Genomic DNA, 17045 nt, shown 5'->3' with positions numbered 1-17045 from the left:
TTCTGCGACCGCCGGTATTGATAAGGGAAGGTTACCCTTGGGTCTGCGCAAAGCGTGACAGCAGTTCGTCAGCTTCGGTTTTGATCGCAGTGAACGCATCATCCAGCGATGTCTCGCCTGTCAGGTAACGCGTGTATTCACGGTTCATCACGTCACGGATCTGCACGTAGAACCCCATGCGATACCCGCGTGTCCACTCGCCCGCTGGCAATGAAAGCTGCTGAATGCCAACTTCGGCTGCTGGGAAACGATCATAGTGACCATCTGCCTTAGCAACTTCATACGCAGCTTCAGTGATCGGCACATAACCCGTTTCCTGGTGCCACATGTACTGCACCTCAGGCGAGGTCAGATAACGAAAGAACTCGGCCGTTGCTTTGTTTTCGTCTTCAGGCTGACCAGACATCGCAAACAGGGCCGCACCACCAATAAAGGTCTGCTTTGGTTCTGTTGTGATGGCCTCCCAATACGGCAGGTAAGTCGCGGAGAAGTCGAACTCTGCAGTTTGCTGCAAACCGCCAAATGACCCCGAAGAACCTAGCCACAGACCAACCTTGCCCTGCTCAAACGGTGTCGCGTTGTCATCCCAACCCGCGCCGTAAAAACCAGCATAGCCATTGTCGATCCAGCTTTTGAACGCTTCAAAGTGGTCGCGAATTTCCGGGGCATCCATGTTGATCACAACATCAGCCGAGTCGTACCCATTGTTGCCAGTGGCAAACTGCAGGTTGTGACGCGAAAAGAAGTTCTCGGTGAAAACCCAAGGCATGTGTGACTGTGACAACGGAATATATCCGGCCTCAACCAATGCAGGCGCAGTCACGTCTTGGAATTCTTCCCAAGTCACAGGGGGCGTGACACCAGCAGCTTCCAATGCTTCAACATTGTAATACATGATCGGAGAAGATGAGTTGAACGGCATGCCGATCATCTTACCATCGCTATCCGCATAGAAATAACGCACACCAGAGATGTAATCTTCGATATCAAAAGAAACACCGTTGTCTGTCAGCAAATCTTGCACCGGAACAGTCGCACCTTTGGCGCCAATCACAGTGGCTGCGCCAGCATCAAACACCTGCAAGATATTCGGCTGTTCGCCCGCACGGAACGCCGCAATACCAGCCGTCAGCGTTTCTTCGTAGCTACCCTTAAATACGGGCGTGATCACGTAATCGCTTTGGTTGGCGTTAAAGTCAGTCGCGATCTTGTTAACAGTTTCACCAAGGCTCCCGCCCATAGCGTGCCACCATTCGATTTCAGTCTGCGCAGCAACAGGACCTGCCAAAGCGGCGATCGTCGCGCCTGCAAAAATAACGGATGTCGTTTTCATAATATGCTTCCCTAATTTCAAAGGGCGCATATGGCCCCTTGTCAGCAGGGGCCGGGCTAAGCGGAATAATTGTCAGTTTTGCAACGCGAATATGAACTATTTGTAAATCCAAGCACTTAAAGCGATCTAAACCGCGCGCCCTTCTGCTAGCCAATGTAAAATACTCAAACTGCTTGCAAGGCACCCACCGATCCGCAACCGCTCTAAGTAACTGAGCGCCTTTCTGCTGTAACATCAACGCAGAACCTGAATTCCAGTTATCCGTAGACCCCAATAGTATCACCTCTACAACGCCCTGCTCCCAATCAAGCCCGTTATACCCATCGTCATGACTGTGTATGATCTCGAGGCCACAATATTCTATTTGGAAGATTTCAAAGGTAACTACACGTTGACATGGCTTGATGACTTGACCAATACGGCTACCTAGGTGCGGGCCGTTAGCTCAGCTGGATTAGAACAGAGAACTTCTAATCGGTTGGTCAAGCCCAAATTTTGCTTTGAATTTAAGGCGATTGGCAAGTAGTAGAATATTGCGGACTGTTTTACAGACTGCTTTCAGCGGCTCCGTAGCTCAACTGGATAGAGCAAGGACCTTCTAAGTCCGAGGTTGAGGGTTCAAGTCCTTCCGGGGCCGCCAAAATCTAAGCTTGTTGGGATATTAGCGCTTCATCGCGCAATGTCAAAACCCCATGTTCACGACCTCTCAATGAGAAGCGTTGTATGGAAAAACTACCTTATCTGATTTCAGCACCCGTCGGGTGAACTACAGAAGCTGGTAGAGTGGCAGTGCATATCTGTATCTGAACTTTTTTCGATTGGTGATGTGAAGATTATCAACGTACATGAGCAGAATTTTGCCATCGTGAATGCCCCTCTTTGTGAGGGTATTCACGATGGCAAAACTGCCCGGTGAAATTCTCTGGACGTTTGGTCGATACCTGTGTCGCCTTCACTAAGGATGGCCTGCTGGATCAATGATCGCAGCCCGATGTGCAAACACATCACAGCTCCGCAAGTCGCGGCGCTGCTTGCCTCAAAATTGGTCACGATGGCGCAAATTCAAGCTGCGGGCCTCATATCATGAGCGAGATCGATCCCAAAGAAGCGCTAAGAGCAAGGTCACAAATCCCTAGAGATTTGAAGAACCCTTGCGAGGGGGGGCAAGCCTCCCCTTCGAACCCCACCAAGCCGCACAATTCCTGTGCGCCGAAGGAACGACCCAAGGCAATCTACGTTGAATGCTCGGACGAACTTAAGGTTCTCGTTCGCGAGCGGGCTGATGCCCAACTGCAATCAGTATCTGCCTTCGTTCGCGAACTTGTCGTTGGAACCGAGCGGCGGCGTCCGCGCCCATTTCCGACAGTTGATCCTAATCTTGTTCGTGCGGTGGCGAGCTATGGCGGTAACCTCAATCAAGTTGCTCGATGGCTCAACACTGCAACCCGCACCGGTCGCGCGGGCGAGATCGATGCCCTGCGAATAGCGGCAATGCTCGTCGGCATTGAGCGTGGATTGGCAAACATAATCGCTCAGCATCGAAAGCCACCCGAATGTTGATCAAGTTTTTCTCCAACGGTATGGCGGGTAAGAAGGGTCAGAAGAAGCGGTTCTGGTCGGATGAGGAGAAGGTGTCGATCTGTGCGCAAACCTGCGCGCCGGGGGTATCGGTTGCGCAGGTCGCGCGGCGGTATGCGATGAACACCAACCTGATCCACAAATGGCTACGTGATCCCAAGTTTGCACCTGATCGGGAGATCATCGAAGACGAGGTTGGTGAAGCGCCATGTTTTCTGCCTGTGGAGATTGTTGACCGGCCAGGTGCTGAAGAAGCGGTTCCCGCGCTTGCAGCATGACAAAAGCAGTCATTCATCGCAAATCAATCAAGGTGGGTTTTGTCTGCTCCTTACCTGTTCAGGCACGGCGCAGCGAATGGCGGCTGATTCAAGCGTTCACAAATGTTCTACAGTTTGGCCACTTTTGCAGCTTCGGGTCCCTTGGGCCTCGTTGGTGAGTGAAGACTTCACCATGTGAGGCTACTCGCTCTCTGTCTTTTATTTGTTCGTTTTGATCTGTCATTTTTTATCGCTTGCGAGTTTCAGCAGGCGCTCAAGTTCATCAGGGCTCAAGCCACGCAGAGCCATTTCTTGTTCGATCAAAATTTCCAAGATGTCCGGGATTTTCTTGAGATCGGGGGACAGAGCTGCCGCTTCTGATACTTCTGCAATGTCTTCCATCGCCTTCCGAGCAATTTTTGCTGGATCTACGTAAAATGGGCCGTTACTGCCTGTGAGAACCCAATGGGTGCTGACGCCAAAAGCCTCGTGCAAATTAAATAGTAGTGAGCTTGGCAGCTCTCGTTTGCCCTGTTCATAGTTTTGGTAGCTTCTTGCCGAAACGCCAATTTTCTCAGCAATTTCAGACTGATGGAGATTGAAGTAGTCCCTAACATTTGCCAAGCGCTTTCCGATTTCCAAACGGAGGCTTGATTCTACGTCGTTTGTGCGTATCATAGCGCAATATGATCCTATAACGTGGCTTATCAGCGCTATCTTGCGTTATATCGCCGCTTTTCGCAACAGGAGGGATGTTGGCCTATGGCAAATGGAATGAGGCAAAAAAACGAAACCTCATCAATCGACTTGCCTGCCGCGCTCTCACGCGGTCGTACCGTTGAGGCGTGGTGCGAGGCTCTTCGGCAAACCCACGGCGTTAGAGTAGCGGTCCGCACAATGAAAAAGCGTGCTCGAGAGCGTGGGCATTTCATGATGTGTGGAAAACAAATGCTGCTCCTCCCCGAGCATGTTGATGCACTGCTGCGAGAGTGAGGAAAAGACTAATGGCAAACCGTCGTCCATATACAGCGGCCAAGCAAACTATCTCAGCGTTGCTTCGAGACGCCCGTGAGGCTGGTTGGTCTCAGGCTCGCTTTGAAATCAAGCCGGATGGCAGCGTCACCATTGAAGCAGGAATGGCTAGCATCGAAGCCATTGATGATTTTCTCAACGTCGATTTGAGGATGGGAAAATGACCCGCAAAGGGCTCCCGAAATATGTCTATGAGGATCGTGGGTATTTGCGATTCATAAGGCGCTCTCGGGGGCAATCTGTGATGATGAAAGAGACTTTTGGCACCCCAGAGTTTTGGGACCACTACAACGAACTGCTTAGAGGGCGACCCAAGCTGCTTACGACAAGGAACTTTGATACCCTCGTGTTGAACTACTACGACAGTAAATCCTACGCGAAACGCAAGCCTAGGACACGAAAAGACTACAAACTCTACATGGACCACATCCGAGAGATTTGGGGTGACAAAGATCCGGCGAAGATCGAACCACATCACGTTTATAAGCTTCAGCAAGCGAACGCCGCAAATTATCGAAAGGCCAACTATCTCGTTCAGGTCTTGGTCATCTTGATGAACCACGCAAGACTCATGGGATTCATTAAAAACGAACATCGGAACCCTGCTCATGGTATCCCATTGCTTCCGCAAGAAGGCGACGGCTGGGAGCCTTGGCCAGATGAGCTGCGAGAAGAGTTTGAGACGAAGGCGTCGCCACGTGCGCGGCTAGCTTATGAGCTTTGTATAGGGCTTGGCCAACGTATCGGTGATACTTTGGAAATTCAATGGAAACACATCAAAGCTGGGACGTGGGATTTCAATCAGGGGAAGACGGACAAGCCGTTATATGTGCCGTTGACTGATCGCCTAGCGAAAACCGGTGCCTTCCAGAAACTATTGGGATGGGCCAGCTATGCTTGATCGAGATTCTGTGCAGCACACGTCTGTGTATCTACCGAAACACATTCACAAAGCGCTTCGCCTCCATTCGCTGAACGATGGGTTCACGATGTCAGAATTGATCGTCAGCGCATTGGAGGGACGTTGGGATCTGACAAAGAGCGATTTCGTGTCGATGTTGAACAAGCGTGCCGCAAAAGCGGGGGAGGTGTGATGTGGCGAATGTCACGCCTTTGGCCGCGAAAGAAAACACGGCGGCAAAACTGATGGATATGAGCGTCGAAGAATTTCGTGCAGCCGTTGAGGCAGGAGCTTTGCCCGCCGCTCGCGATATCGCCGGAAAAATGCGTTGGGATACGGAACTTCTGCGAAAGATCGTTCGTGGAGAATTTGCTGACGGGTGGGATGACATCCAGTGGTGAAGCGAAAGAAGTACCTTTGGCAGCATCCCAGCGGTCGTTGGTATGTTCGAAAAAATGGGCAATACCAAAGGGTGCATTCAGAGCCCGGGACGCCGGATTTCGATTTCGAGTACTGGGAAATCCTTCGCGGACGGCGTAGCGAAGCAAGGCGATCTTGGAATGCCTTGATCAAAATACTGCGCCAATCGAAAAAATGGTCAGGCTTTTCGCCGCGATACCGCAAAGATCTTGAGCCGGTTTTGCAATACCTTGAAGATAAGATCGGCAAGCGAGACGTTTCCCGGCTCACTCCGTCCGATATTTACGCGGCCATGGATGCTAACCAGCATCGTGTTCGGTTCGCAAACTATATTCCGACTACGATCTCCCTTCTTGCCAAGATCGCGAAACGCAGGAATTGGCGCAGCGACAATCCTGCCGCCGACATCGAGTTGCTGGAAGTTCCCAAGGATCGCAAGAAACCACATGTGCCTTGGACGAACGAAGGGGTACGCAAATGGCGAGATGAAGCGGAACCACTCCCGTTGCTCATTTTCGAGATTGGTGTCGGAAGCGTTCAACGACCGGGTGACTGGAGCGGGTTCACATGGCGCGACTATGACGGGGAAAATCTAAGGCTCACCCAGAACAAGACAGGGTTGAACCTGTTGCTGCCGTGTACCTCGCAGTTAAAAAAACAGCTTGATCGCACGAAGGCTGCTCTATCGACACCTCCCCATCCATCGCGTCCCATCCTCGCGAACGAGGACGGGTCCCATATGAGCTACTTTAAGATAGCCCGTATCATGCGGGAGGAGCGTAAGCGATTAGGCCTGTTGGAACATGACCTGCATGCGTTGCGATACCGTGGCGTTAAGGAATTGGCCTATGCAGGGTGCGACGATGAGGAGATCGCCAGCTACTCCGGCCATATGACCAAGGCTATGATCAAAAAATATGCGGGCGAAGCCCGTCAGGAAATGCGTGCACGCAGCGCAAGCGAAAAGAGGAGGAAGGCATGAACAGAACGAGACCAGAACATGAAACTGATACTAGGAGTGATACCCCTATGAGGACGCAATCGGCTAAGTGCTTGAAAGTATTGGAGGCGAGTACCGGAATCGAACCGGTGTACACGGATTTGCAATCCGGAAAATTTTGCTGATTTCAAAGGGAAAAATTGTAAACGGACTTGTTTCGTTCAGGGTCACTTTTCAATAGGTTACGAGGCCCAAGTAAACGGTTTTTCACAGTCTCCCGCTCTGGCGAAAGGGCAAAGAAAAACCGCTGAGGGGGCGGCCACCCACCTCAACGGCATAGAAGAATATTTCCGTCCCCATACCTATGGTATTTCTGGTCTAACCTCAACCCAATTGGCGGTGAGACCATGAGCTGGCGCATTGCAAATGAATGCGCCGAGCGCCGCTTTGGCAGCGCCGCGCGCAAGCAGATCATCATGTTCCTGGCCGACAAGGCGAGCGATGACGGCTCGGGCATCTGGTGCTCCAAGGGGACGATCCAGCGCCACACAGAGCTCAGCGAGAGCACGGTGAAGCGCACCATCATCGACTTCTTGCGCGAAGGCATTCTGATCGAGACAGGGCGGCGGCAGTGCAAGAACGGATACACCGTCATTTACCGCATCGTTCTGGAGCGCGTGGCCGCGCTCGAACCCACGGCCGAGCCCGACATTGAGACGGGGGTCACTGTGAACCCCGTCCAGCCTGAACCCGGTACGGGGTCCAGGGTGAACGGGGTACGGGGTTCACGGTGGACCCCAAACCATCCTAAAACCATCCATAAACCACCTACGCGCAGGCGCGAGGCGGCGGAGGAGGTTGAAGATCCTGAAGCTGAGAAGATTCTGGCTGCTTACCCCGAAGACAGGATCCGAGACCGGCGGACTACTCTGCGCCTGATCTCTGCAGCATTGAAAGCCAGTGTGGAGCCAGATGACCTTAAGCAGGCGGTCAAAGCTTATGCGAAGGAAAGCGAAGGCTACACACGCAGCAAGGTCTGTTTCTCGGACAACTGGTTCAAGATGCGCCGGTGGGAGAAGGGACTGGCCCAGGTACAGGCGGACCGAGAGAAAGCGCGAGAGGCCGAAGCCAAGGGGCGCGCCAGCCTCGCCGAGTGGATCCACGAGCGCCATCCCTTGTGCCGCCACATCACCAACCGGCAAATCGAGGATTTGATCGCGACAAAGCTGGTGACGCCCGAGCAGGTGCGCGCTGCGGGACTGCAGGCGTGAGTGTCGTTGTGCAATTTGAGATATGCCTTTCCTTATCTCAGAAACGGCATTGTTTTTTGAGAAAAGGCTGATGATGAGGTTTCGTATATGATGCTCAGATCATACCTACCCTTTATGGCGTGGAGATCATATTGACAATTTATGACTTAGGGGTCATATGTGGCGACAGGAGAGCCGCCATGAAGCACCTCGTTCGTACATCAAAAAACTTGGGCCACGCAATTCGCGAAGCTCGGAAGGCAAAGAAACTGACCCAGAAGGAACTCGCCTCGATGAGCGGTGTCTGGCAGGAGACGATCTCCAAGATCGAGAACGGCAGCGGGGGCACCAAGCTGGAAACAGTATTCGATTTGATCGCGGCCTTGGAGCTCGAAATTACGGTGGCCGAGCGCAGCAAAGGCACATCAGACGGGCTAGAGGACATTTTCTGACATGGGCCGCAAGCGCAGCTACATACCGCTGAACGTTTTCCTGAACGCGCGGCTCGTGGGTCAATTGGTGCGTGAGCCCTCGGGCGGCGTCAGTTTCGCCTATGCACGTGACTGGCTCGAATGGGAGCACCGGATGCCCGTGTCTTTGTCGCTGCCGTTGCAGGAGAGCCGCTACAGCGGCGCACCTGTGATGGCCGTCTTTGACAACCTGTTACCCGACAGTGACCTCATCCGTCGAAGGGTCGCGGAACGCGTGGGAGCCGAGGGCGTAGATGCCTTCAGCTTGCTGTCACAAATTGGACGCGACTGTGTTGGAGCGCTTCAGTTTCTACCCGATGGGCAAGAGCCACAACCGATGTCTGAGTTGACTGGAGAATTTGTCGACGAGGCGCAGATCGGGGCCATTTTGAGCGACCTCGATCTAGCACCACTGGGTATCCGCAGCGAGAATGACTTCCGAATTTCTGTCGCTGGCGCGCAAGAAAAGACAGCTTTGCTTCGTAAAGATGGCCAGTGGATTGAGCCAACCGGCACAACGCCAACCACACACATCATCAAGCCCCAAATCGGCAGACTGCCCAATGGCATGGATTTGTCTGACAGCGTTGAGAATGAATACTTATGCCTCAAGCTGATGGAAGCGTTTGGGCTTAGAGCTGCGAATGTCGAAATGGCTCAGTTTGGCGACAAGAAAGCCTTGGTGGTTGAGCGTTTTGACCGGCGCTGGACGTCAGATGGCCGCTTGATCCGTTTGCCTCAGGAAGATTGCTGTCAGGCATTGTCCGTTGTGCCTACCCAGAAGTACCAGAACGAGGGCGGCCCAGGAATCTCAGATATCATGGAACTCTTGTTGGGGAGTGATGATCCCAACAAAGATCGGTACGATTTTTTCAAAGCGAATGTCCTGTTCTGGCTGCTGGGTGCGACAGACGGCCATGGTAAGAACTTCAGCGTCAGTCTTTTGCCCGGCGGCCGTTTTCACATGACGCCACTGTACGACGTTTTGACGGTGCAACCGACCGTCGACGCCCGGCAGATCGAGCGGAAATACTTCAAACTGGCCATGAACTTCGGCAACTCGAACCACTACAAGGTTTCGAATATCGTGGGCCGCCACATCGTGGAGACCGGCGTGCAATCCGGCTTGTCCCGCGCAGTCGTGCAGGGCCTGTTCGAAGAACTACAGGAGACCTCGCACGCGATCGTTGAGGCCACGTTCAATCGGCTTCCGGATGGTTTCCCGGAGGCGTTGCTTGCTTCGATCGACGGCGCGCTGAAGGCTAGGTTGCACCTATTGAGCTGATGCTACAAGGCATGGCTGCGCCCAAAAATTCGGCGCAAACCATGATCAAACCGCCTTGGATGCGGCTCCCCATCTACCCAATTCGCCCCCAAAAACCAGATTTTCTGCCATGGTTTTTTCGAAGCTGGGCCATATAAGATCCATGTTCCATCACGCCTTCCGGAAGGAAAGGATCAGCAGCCTCGGCCAGCAGGGCAAGTTTTGCCAAATACTTCGCCCCATGCCCATATGCCTTGGATCGCGCCGCCTTGAGGATATCGTCCAGAAGCGCGCGATAGAGGATCGTTGCCGCCGCCTGATGCTCATGTTCCAGCGTTTCTGCAGTTTTGGGCAAGCTGTGCCAGAGGCCTCCATCCCAGTGAGCGTGATGCTGAAGGATGACCTGCGCGGCGAGGTCAAGGCGTGGCCAATCGAGATAAAACCGCAAAGCTAATTCCGGATCCTGATGAGACAGGCCATACTGCAAAGCGTTTGTCTCGGCTTCAATGTCATCAAAGTCAGGTAAGTTTTTCAGATAATCGCGCAGGATGTCGGCTGATAGTCGGCTCTCAAAGCACTGCCAGCGCAGTGCTTGAGCTGCTGATTTGTCACCCAATGCTTCCAAAATAGACGCTTCGATTTGGACCCTTTGCGGGGACAGCGCGTCATCCTGTCCTTTGACGCGTGATCCAGGTTTGCGCACCCATTCCAGAGCTTCATCGGCGCGACCAGCAGCCAGCAAACGCACAGCCATACCCTGAACATCCTGCATATGGGGCTTTTTGGCGCTTTCTAGGGTAATCATCAGGTCAATATCACCGCGTGCCTCAGCAATTGTTTGGCGCATTTCTGACCACTGAGAGGTCATGGAATAAAGCCAGCGATCCGTCGAAAGCTTGGCCTCTTCAAGTTTGCGCTTTGCAATCGCTGCGTCGAGGTCAGCATCCCATTGCGCCAGCGTAGATTGCGGCAGATGTGGTACGATGGCCTTGGTCAGATCAGCCAGATAGCCGTGCGTGGTTTCGCCAAGGCGTGCCATAATTCGATCAGGCAGCAATGCAGCCTCATGGGCGCTCAGCTGTGCCGTCAATTTTCCAGCGCTTATGATCGCCAGATAGTAGACATCCTGAACATGGCCTGATGAGTCATCGACCCGTTCGAACACGCGCTCATGTGTGGCAATGAACCGTATGAAACGGTCCATCGCCATATCCGGAGCGGCCGGTGCAAGCTCGGCCTCGATTGTGTCGGTCAGGCTTTGCAGATCATCGCGAAAGGCGCGGGCTTTGTCCCATTCAATGAAGCTCTTGGCGCGTTCCAGACCCGAAAGCCGTCGGTCGATCAGCTTCGCAATGCCTTCCGGCCCGGATTTCGCGGCGAGTGCTGCTTTGACCTGACGGCGAAAGCCAGCATTGCGATCGGCCTCATCCAGCACCAGTTGGGCAAGTTTTTGAGCGGGCAACTCGGACAGTATTTCGATGGAAAGAGAGGGTTTTCGAGCCATGGATCAGGTCACTTCATTTTGCGAGCTAACCGGCCTTTCCAGACGCGTGTAGGGTGCGGTTATCCTCAGAATAATTCGCGTCAATTGATAGCTTTTAATTGAGAATTTCGTAAGCAGGTTTTCCATGATGAACGCCGTATGGGGTCTGAAGGCTGTTAAAGCGCTCTCTTTCAACAAGCCTTGCTTCCAGATCGGTGTCACGTTTGTGGCTCGGCAGCGGATAAATCTCATGCTTGGCGAACTTAAGTGATCTCACGCCGTTTCCGTTCAGTTCGAGTGCACGCATTGCATTTGTGTGGCTATGTAAGCCTGCAGGTGCAATTGGGTGATCGGGCTGTGTTTCGTTTTGGTAACCTTAATGCGCCCAATGTTATTTTGAGATAACATAAGACGTGACTTGAGCGGGGGTGCTGGATCGTCGAGTTAAACGGAGGAAATTGACATTAATGATATCTCAACGTAACATTTAGGCGCTTAGTGTCTTTTGGAGGTATCATTATGGCAGTTTCGATCAAAATACCCAGGGCGGCCCGTAAGGAGCTCGTGGCACTTGGGGAAAACATTCGTGTAGCGAGACTGCGCCGCAAGTTGACCGCTGAGATTGTTGCGCAGCGCGCTGGCACGACGCGGCAGACCATCGCCAAGATCGAAAGCGGGAACCCCGCAGTTAAGATCGGCACTTATGTGGCCGTGTTGCAGGCACTCGGCCTCCTGAAGGGATGGGGAGACCTCGATGATCCGGTCGGTGAGCAGATGGCGCTGGATGACCTCCCGCAGCGTGCGAGATTGAAAAATGGTTGAGGTCTGGATCGACTGGAAGGGGCTGAAACGCGTCGGCACGCTTCACCGCACAGCGGGGCGCGGCCGAGAGCGGGTGTCCTTTACCTATCATGACGATTGGCTTGCCGACGACAATGCCTTTGGGCTTTCGCCGAACATGCCTCTCGTTAAAGGACAATTCGTGCCTGAGGCTGGGCAAGACATGCTCGCATCGCTTGGGGACTCTGCCCCTGATACCTGGGGCAGAACGGTGATGCGGTGCTATGAGGGGCGCATGGCAGAGGCCGAGGGGCGACGACCGAGAACGCTGCAAGAAGCCGACTACCTGCTTGGGGTGAATGACGAGACCCGATTGGGTGCGCTGCGCTTCAAGGTTGATGGCGAGTTTCAAGCGCCCGAGGGCATTGGCGTGCCTGCTCTCGTGAGCCTCGGGGATTTGCTTCATGCCTCGCAACGCGTTCTGCGCGGGGAAGAGACCGCTGAGGATCTTCAAATGCTGTTTGCACCGGGAAGCTCTTTGGGCGGCGCTCGGCCAAAGGCCAGCATCCTTGACCAACACGGCCGCCTTTCTGTCGCCAAGTTCCCGAAAGAGACGGACACTTATTGCGTGGAACGCTGGGAGGCCGTCGCACTGGAGCTGGCAAGGCGCGCCGGAATCACGGTTTCGGACCACACGCTTGAGATGGCAGGCGACAAGCCGGTTTTCTTGTCCCATCGGTTTGACCGGAACGATGGCGGCAGGATCCCGTTCATGTCGGCCATGGCCATGCTGGGAGGCAAAGACGGCGAAAGCTACAGCTACTTGGACCTGGCCGATATTATCACCTCAGAAAGCGTGACGCCTGACAAAGACCGCGAAGAGCTCTACCGGCGAGTTGCCTTTTCCATTCTCGTGACGAACCTCGATGACCATATGCGCAATCACGGATTTCTGCGTGGGCGGGGCGGATGGCACCTCTCACCGGCCTACGACATCAACCCTGTGCCGAACCAACCGCGCGTGCTCAAGAGCTACGTTGATGACGACAATCCGGATGCCAGTATTGCTCTGCACCGCGCGCAACATGAATCCTATCTTCTGGAGCGCGGCGAGGCCGATCGCATCATTGCAGAGGTGGCCGAAGCGACGATGGCTTGGCGTGACGTTGCCCGTGCCTTGGGGGCTCCGGAGCGGGAGATCAGGGAGATGACGACAGCCTTCGAGCACGAGGAAGCGGATTTGGCGCGAGCGTGAACTGGGGCGGGTGTCGAATTGGCTTGAGCGAAAGCCGTTTAGCTGCAGCGGGTTTTTGAGGTCCTTCGCCATTGCGATGCGGGATGACGAGGCAGGTTGACTTTGGGGTGCCAAGTTCGGCCCCTCAACGCCGTGTTTCTGATTGCTGAACATAAGCGGGCATCCGTGTCAGACGCGGTACAAGCCCCGCTTCAACGAGAAAATTCCCCTGCGCTACGCGGTCCCTGGCCAACGTCCGCTTCGGGGAAGCTGCTGTGCAGCGTTGGACCAACTCGCCAACGGCAGCAATGGGCCGTTCATGTCGAACAAATCGAGACCATCTAACAGGATTGCGGCGATGCGGCTAACGGCAGGAACGAGCCCTCTTTTCCGACTTTCTGCGTCGCGGCGAATGGCCGTTCTTGGTAACCTTCACTAATTTCGACTTGCTATGCATGTTGCTCCGCTCGCCATTAAGTGTAATTCAAAACATATGCATAGAGTGAAGTTGTCTGTCGTATTTGGAATGGGGGTGATTGCCGCAATCGTGTTCGCCTGGCGCGCATATTTTGCAATCACCGATCTCGTTGATGGCGATCAAACGGCTTTTTTGACCTTCCCGTTGTCCGTGGTTCTACCCGTTACGATATTTGCGTTTCTTGCGACGCGCCGTAGCATGACCTCGCAAGAAGGCGCTCTCATGCAACTCGGCGCGATGATGCAAATTCTTCTTATCATAGCTTTGCCGAGCTTTGCGCTCTATCTCACCCTTGGTTTTCCCGTTGTCTTTCTTATGGTCGAGCTCTTTGAAACAAGGCTGCCAAATTCACTAAAGACCGCCATCAAAAGCAGATTCATAGCATGATCAATCTCTCATTACCTGAATCGTGGATGCTTGCATTGCGATGGCTTTTGCTGCTTGGCCCGGTTTGTCTGGCCTTGGTGATGGTTCGGCTACGTCACCTCACGCACAGAGCGCAAATCGCGGGGCTATTTGCGTTTCTCTACGGCGTTGCGATGGTTTTTGTGACCCATTCCTTCGCTGTTTGGATGGGCTGGTGGCATTATGGCTGGGACGCATTGATGGTGAATGCCTTGCCTGCTGATATCATCTTAGGTGGCGCTATTCTGTTTGGACCGGGTCTGTATTTCTCGTTTCCAAAGACGCGCCCACTCATGATCTGCCTGCCAATTATCTTGGGACTGCACGGAACAATTTTCAGCTCTCTGGAACCGCTCGTTTTCGCAGGACACCATTGGTTTCTCGGCGTCTTGTTTGTCTTCGCAACTGCACATTTACCTGCGATCTACTTGGCCAAATGGACAGAAGCTGACACACATCTCTCATATCGCTGTACCCTTTTGGCAATAATGACAGGAGGCATGATTTTTGCCCTTCTGCCATCCCTGATAATGCTCGCCATGGGCGGAACTTGGGATATTTTTGTGAAGCCTGTTTGGATGACCTGCCTCGTGATGTTCGCACTGTCGGTTTCATCGTTGATTGGGTTGTCAGCAAACCAAACGCTTTGCCTACAAGGTGGCGGGACACCCATCCCGCTTGATCCCACAATACGTCTCGTGACAACGGGGCTTTATGCCTACGTTTCAAACCCGATGCAGTTGTCGGCTGCATTAGGGTGGGTCATTTTGGGGCTGTTCTTACAAAACATATGGATCATGGCGGCATCATTGATGGCATGGGTGTTTGTCCAAGGTATGGTACGTTGGCATCATCGGCATGATCTGTTGAAGCGTTTTCCGACTGGCTGGCCGGAATACAAGAAAAATGTCCCGGAATGGATTCCGCGCTGGCAACCTTGGACCACGACGGCGGCGACGTTGACGCTTTCTGACGCATCGCGAAGCCATCACTGGGTCGCATCAAGGTTGGGGGCTATCGATAGTTTAGACGTGCAATGGTCAGATCATCGGACCGCATGTTACGACAACCCCGACAACGTTTATGGCTTTCGTGGAACCTGCGCCATCGCGGCAGCATTTGTGCATGTGAACTTTGCATATGCTTTGCTGGGTCAAGCATGGCTGCTGATTGCCGTTCCTTGTAGCTTTCTATTTAAACAGGTCTTGAGGAGAGCGATATGACCGGACCATCGCCTGCACTGCTAGGGCTGGACACGCTGATCAAGATCAGGCGCGATCAACTGGGATTTTATGCCGATATGCATGCGCGGTTCGGCGACACAGTTCCTCTCCGTTTGGGGCCATACCGGTCTTGGTTGCTGTTTCATCCCGATCAGATTGAAGTTGTCTTGGCTAGCAAGGCTGACAAGTTCATCCGCTTTGAACGGATGATGACGGTCTTGCGCCAATGGAACGGGGAAAGCCTGTTCATTGCCGAAGGTCAAAGCTGGCACAACAGACGTCGCAAGGTACTTCCGGCCTTTGCGCGCAAGAAGATGCCCGCATACGAGGCCGTCTTTCAGCACGTCGCGGAGGATTGGGTCAAACGCCTGTCAGAACAGAGCGATAACAATGGTGATGTGGATCTCGACGCCGATGACATCTTTGCACAAATAGCTTTGGATATCGCCCTGCGAACACTCTTTGGTGGCGGATTTTCGGAAAGTATGGATCAAGTTTCAGAGCACATCAAAGTTCTCTCTAAAGTGGCGTTTCGCGAGTGTGCAAGTCCTCTGACATTGCCCGACTACCTGCCTCTTCCTGGCAAGCGTGAGAAAAAGAATGCGATGGCTTTCATGCGCGATCTTGTCCGAGACCTCGTTGAAGACAGGATTGATGGTCCAGCGGGTGATGATCTTCTCCAAGTTCTCATCGAAACCCATGCGGGCGACAAACAGGAAATTTGCGATGACGCGATGAGCCTACTTATCGCCGGGCATGAAACATCCGGGGCCGCATTGTCTTGGATATTTGCACTGTTGGCAGATCATCCAGCGGCATTAGAGAAATGCCAAAACGAAGTCGCGGGCACAAATGATGTCGGGGAAATGAGCTACCTCTCGGCGGTCGTCGATGAAGCGCTCCGGCTTTATCCACCAGGCTATACTTTGTTTCTGCGGCAAGCGGTAGAAGACGTAGATGTTGCAGGCATCGCCGTTAAGAAGGGCGAACTCTTGCAGGTCATTCCTTACATGACTGGTCGCGATGCAAGGTTTTTCGATGACCCTAACCAGTTTCGCCCAGAGCGATTTCTCACGAAGCCGGCTTGGCCATTCTTTGCTAATATTCCATTCAGCGCAGGGCCGAGAGCATGCACGGGGCATCAGTTCGCGTTGAAAGAAGTTTCGATCATCGCCGCCGAACTGCTTCGCGCCTTTCATCCGCGTTTAAGTGGTTCGTTTCCAGCTCCTGACCCGAAGTTTTCGCTGCGGCCACAAGACGGGCTACCGATGATCTGGAAGAACCGCTGAACGCGGCGGTCCGAGAACGAAGCGAGCTTGTTGACTTTCAGGCGGCAAGAAACACTGATCTTTTTGTCCAAACCAACGATACCGGTTTTTTGCCATGAGATCATAGAAACGGTCACGGAACGATCGAGGTAAAATGGACAACAGTTTCACCCACCGCCAAGGGGCATGTAGTGTCTTGAATATGGCAAATGTCGCATCCGATTTGGTCAACGGTTGCCCGCCGAACACAACGAGATAGGTTCTATCCAAGTCTTGGGCCGTCAAATTGTGCTGGTCGGCTAAAGCCAGCCCTTCTTTAGACCAAGCGGATACAAATCTTGCTGTCGGTTCGCTTTCATGGCGCAAGACAAAACGCACCCATGCCGAACACATCAAGCAATCTGTATCAAAGACGATGGTTAGATCAGTAGGGTTTCCCATTTGCCTAATTATGCAGACAGCGTCCAAAATGCCAAGTCGTTCGGCTCCGTGCATTCTCTGCAAAGCCGACCTTGGCGCAAACGCAGCGAAATGGTGCTTCGTCCGCGATCCAGTCATCCACGCACCGAGAATGCTGCGGGATGCACGAATGTCGGCAATGCGGGCTGCGGACGCAGCATCGAGCGACCGTGATCAATGGCCGCAATGGGCCGTTCATGTCGAACAAATCGAGACCATCTAACAGGATTGCGGCGATGCGGCTAACGGCAGGAACGAGCCCATATTGCA

Annotated in this window: 20 protein-coding genes and 1 tRNA gene; 17 read left to right on the top strand and 4 right to left on the bottom strand. The window is 53.4% G+C overall.

Going from position 1 to position 17045, the window contains the following annotated elements; translation table 11 throughout:
• Positions 1–31: 31 nt before the first annotated feature.
• Positions 32–1333 (bottom strand): extracellular solute-binding protein, encoded by a 1302-nt coding sequence (locus CYQ09_RS12235; RefSeq protein WP_106745683.1) that lies wholly within the window; start codon positions 1331–1333, stop codon positions 32–34.
• Between the two features lie 563 nt (positions 1334–1896).
• Between CYQ09_RS12235 and CYQ09_RS12230 the strand changes: the two genes are divergently transcribed.
• The 3 genes from CYQ09_RS12230 to CYQ09_RS18485 all read left to right on the top strand — a co-directional run bounded on the left by CYQ09_RS12230 (position 1897) and on the right by CYQ09_RS18485 (position 3189).
• Positions 1897–1973: transfer RNA gene (locus CYQ09_RS12230), tRNA-Arg, on the top strand.
• A 443-nt stretch (positions 1974–2416) separates the two neighbouring features.
• A complete protein-coding gene (locus CYQ09_RS18490; RefSeq protein ID WP_239495936.1) occupies positions 2417–2893 on the top strand; it encodes a MobC family plasmid mobilization relaxosome protein in 477 nt (158 codons plus the stop codon).
• Positions 2887–3189: a transposase gene (locus CYQ09_RS18485; RefSeq protein WP_239495934.1), complete on the top strand. Its 303-nt coding sequence runs from the start codon at positions 2887–2889 to the stop codon at positions 3187–3189. Before CYQ09_RS18490 ends, CYQ09_RS18485 begins: the two co-directional genes overlap by 7 nt.
• A 219-nt stretch (positions 3190–3408) precedes the next feature.
• Here the strand turns inward: CYQ09_RS18485 and CYQ09_RS12215 are convergent, their stop codons facing one another.
• The gene (locus tag CYQ09_RS12215) at positions 3409–3846 is read right to left on the bottom strand and encodes a helix-turn-helix domain-containing protein (RefSeq protein ID WP_106745682.1); all 438 of its coding nucleotides are present in this window, start codon (positions 3844–3846) and stop codon (positions 3409–3411) included.
• Positions 3847–3942: 96 nt separating this feature from the next.
• On the opposite strand from CYQ09_RS12215, the gene CYQ09_RS12210 reads away from it, so the two are divergent.
• From CYQ09_RS12210 to CYQ09_RS12170, 9 genes are all read left to right on the top strand, one after another.
• Complete coding sequence (locus CYQ09_RS12210; RefSeq protein ID WP_162617667.1) at positions 3943–4161, top strand: hypothetical protein; 219 nt, start codon at positions 3943–3945, stop codon at positions 4159–4161.
• Between the two features lie 11 nt (positions 4162–4172).
• A complete protein-coding gene (locus CYQ09_RS12205) occupies positions 4173–4364 on the top strand; it encodes a hypothetical protein (RefSeq protein WP_106745680.1) in 192 nt (63 codons plus the stop codon).
• A gap of 80 nt (positions 4365–4444) precedes the next feature.
• Positions 4445–5101 (top strand): hypothetical protein, encoded by a 657-nt coding sequence (locus tag CYQ09_RS12200; protein WP_162617666.1) that lies wholly within the window; start codon positions 4445–4447, stop codon positions 5099–5101.
• Complete coding sequence (locus CYQ09_RS12195; protein WP_106745678.1) at positions 5094–5294, top strand: hypothetical protein; 201 nt, start codon at positions 5094–5096, stop codon at positions 5292–5294. The genes CYQ09_RS12200 and CYQ09_RS12195 overlap by 8 nt, the downstream gene beginning before the upstream one ends.
• Position 5295: 1 nt before the next feature.
• On the top strand, positions 5296–5502 hold the full coding sequence (locus CYQ09_RS12190) for a hypothetical protein (RefSeq protein ID WP_106745677.1): 207 nt from the start codon (positions 5296–5298) through the stop codon (positions 5500–5502).
• Positions 5496–6503 (top strand): tyrosine-type recombinase/integrase, encoded by a 1008-nt coding sequence (locus CYQ09_RS12185; protein ID WP_106745676.1) that lies wholly within the window; start codon positions 5496–5498, stop codon positions 6501–6503. Before CYQ09_RS12190 ends, CYQ09_RS12185 begins: the two co-directional genes overlap by 7 nt.
• A 365-nt stretch (positions 6504–6868) precedes the next feature.
• Positions 6869–7732, top strand: a complete 864-nt coding sequence (locus CYQ09_RS12180) for a hypothetical protein (RefSeq protein WP_106745675.1) — start codon at positions 6869–6871, stop codon at positions 7730–7732.
• 179 nt (positions 7733–7911) lie between these two features.
• The gene (locus tag CYQ09_RS12175; RefSeq protein ID WP_106745881.1) at positions 7912–8163 is read left to right on the top strand and encodes a helix-turn-helix transcriptional regulator; all 252 of its coding nucleotides are present in this window, start codon (positions 7912–7914) and stop codon (positions 8161–8163) included.
• A gap of 1 nt (position 8164) precedes the next feature.
• Positions 8165–9466, top strand: coding sequence for a type II toxin-antitoxin system HipA family toxin (locus tag CYQ09_RS12170; RefSeq protein WP_106745674.1), 1302 nt, complete (start codon positions 8165–8167; stop codon positions 9464–9466).
• A gap of 73 nt (positions 9467–9539) precedes the next feature.
• Here CYQ09_RS12170 and CYQ09_RS12165 read toward each other — a convergent pair whose 3' ends face one another.
• Complete coding sequence (locus CYQ09_RS12165; protein ID WP_162617665.1) at positions 9540–10949, bottom strand: DUF6880 family protein; 1410 nt, start codon at positions 10947–10949, stop codon at positions 9540–9542.
• A 498-nt stretch (positions 10950–11447) separates the two neighbouring features.
• Between CYQ09_RS12165 and CYQ09_RS12160 the strand changes: the two genes are divergently transcribed.
• From CYQ09_RS12160 to CYQ09_RS12140, 5 genes are all read left to right on the top strand, one after another.
• Positions 11448–11750, top strand: coding sequence for a helix-turn-helix domain-containing protein (locus CYQ09_RS12160; protein ID WP_106745672.1), 303 nt, complete (start codon positions 11448–11450; stop codon positions 11748–11750).
• A complete protein-coding gene (locus CYQ09_RS12155; RefSeq protein WP_106745671.1) occupies positions 11743–12963 on the top strand; it encodes a type II toxin-antitoxin system HipA family toxin in 1221 nt (406 codons plus the stop codon). The genes CYQ09_RS12160 and CYQ09_RS12155 overlap by 8 nt, the downstream gene beginning before the upstream one ends.
• A gap of 511 nt (positions 12964–13474) precedes the next feature.
• On the top strand, positions 13475–13807 hold the full coding sequence (locus tag CYQ09_RS12150; protein WP_162617664.1) for a hypothetical protein: 333 nt from the start codon (positions 13475–13477) through the stop codon (positions 13805–13807).
• Complete coding sequence (locus CYQ09_RS12145) at positions 13804–15048, top strand: methyltransferase family protein (protein WP_106745669.1); 1245 nt, start codon at positions 13804–13806, stop codon at positions 15046–15048. The genes CYQ09_RS12150 and CYQ09_RS12145 overlap by 4 nt, the downstream gene beginning before the upstream one ends.
• Positions 15045–16337: a cytochrome P450 gene (locus CYQ09_RS12140; RefSeq protein ID WP_106745668.1), complete on the top strand. Its 1293-nt coding sequence runs from the start codon at positions 15045–15047 to the stop codon at positions 16335–16337. The genes CYQ09_RS12145 and CYQ09_RS12140 overlap by 4 nt, the downstream gene beginning before the upstream one ends.
• On the opposite strand, the gene CYQ09_RS18660 is transcribed toward CYQ09_RS12140, so the two are convergent.
• Positions 16311–16757 (bottom strand): thiol-disulfide oxidoreductase DCC family protein, encoded by a 447-nt coding sequence (locus CYQ09_RS18660; RefSeq protein WP_430383348.1) that lies wholly within the window; start codon positions 16755–16757, stop codon positions 16311–16313. The two genes, CYQ09_RS12140 and CYQ09_RS18660, sit on opposite strands and share 27 nt — an antisense overlap.
• Between the last annotated feature and the right edge of the window lie 288 nt (positions 16758–17045).

Source organism: Yoonia maritima (assembly GCF_002933395.1).
GTDB lineage: Bacteria > Pseudomonadota > Alphaproteobacteria > Rhodobacterales > Rhodobacteraceae > Yoonia > Yoonia maritima_A.
The sequence above is the reverse complement of the archived record's forward strand: the minus strand, read 5'-3'. Positions and strand labels throughout refer to the sequence as shown.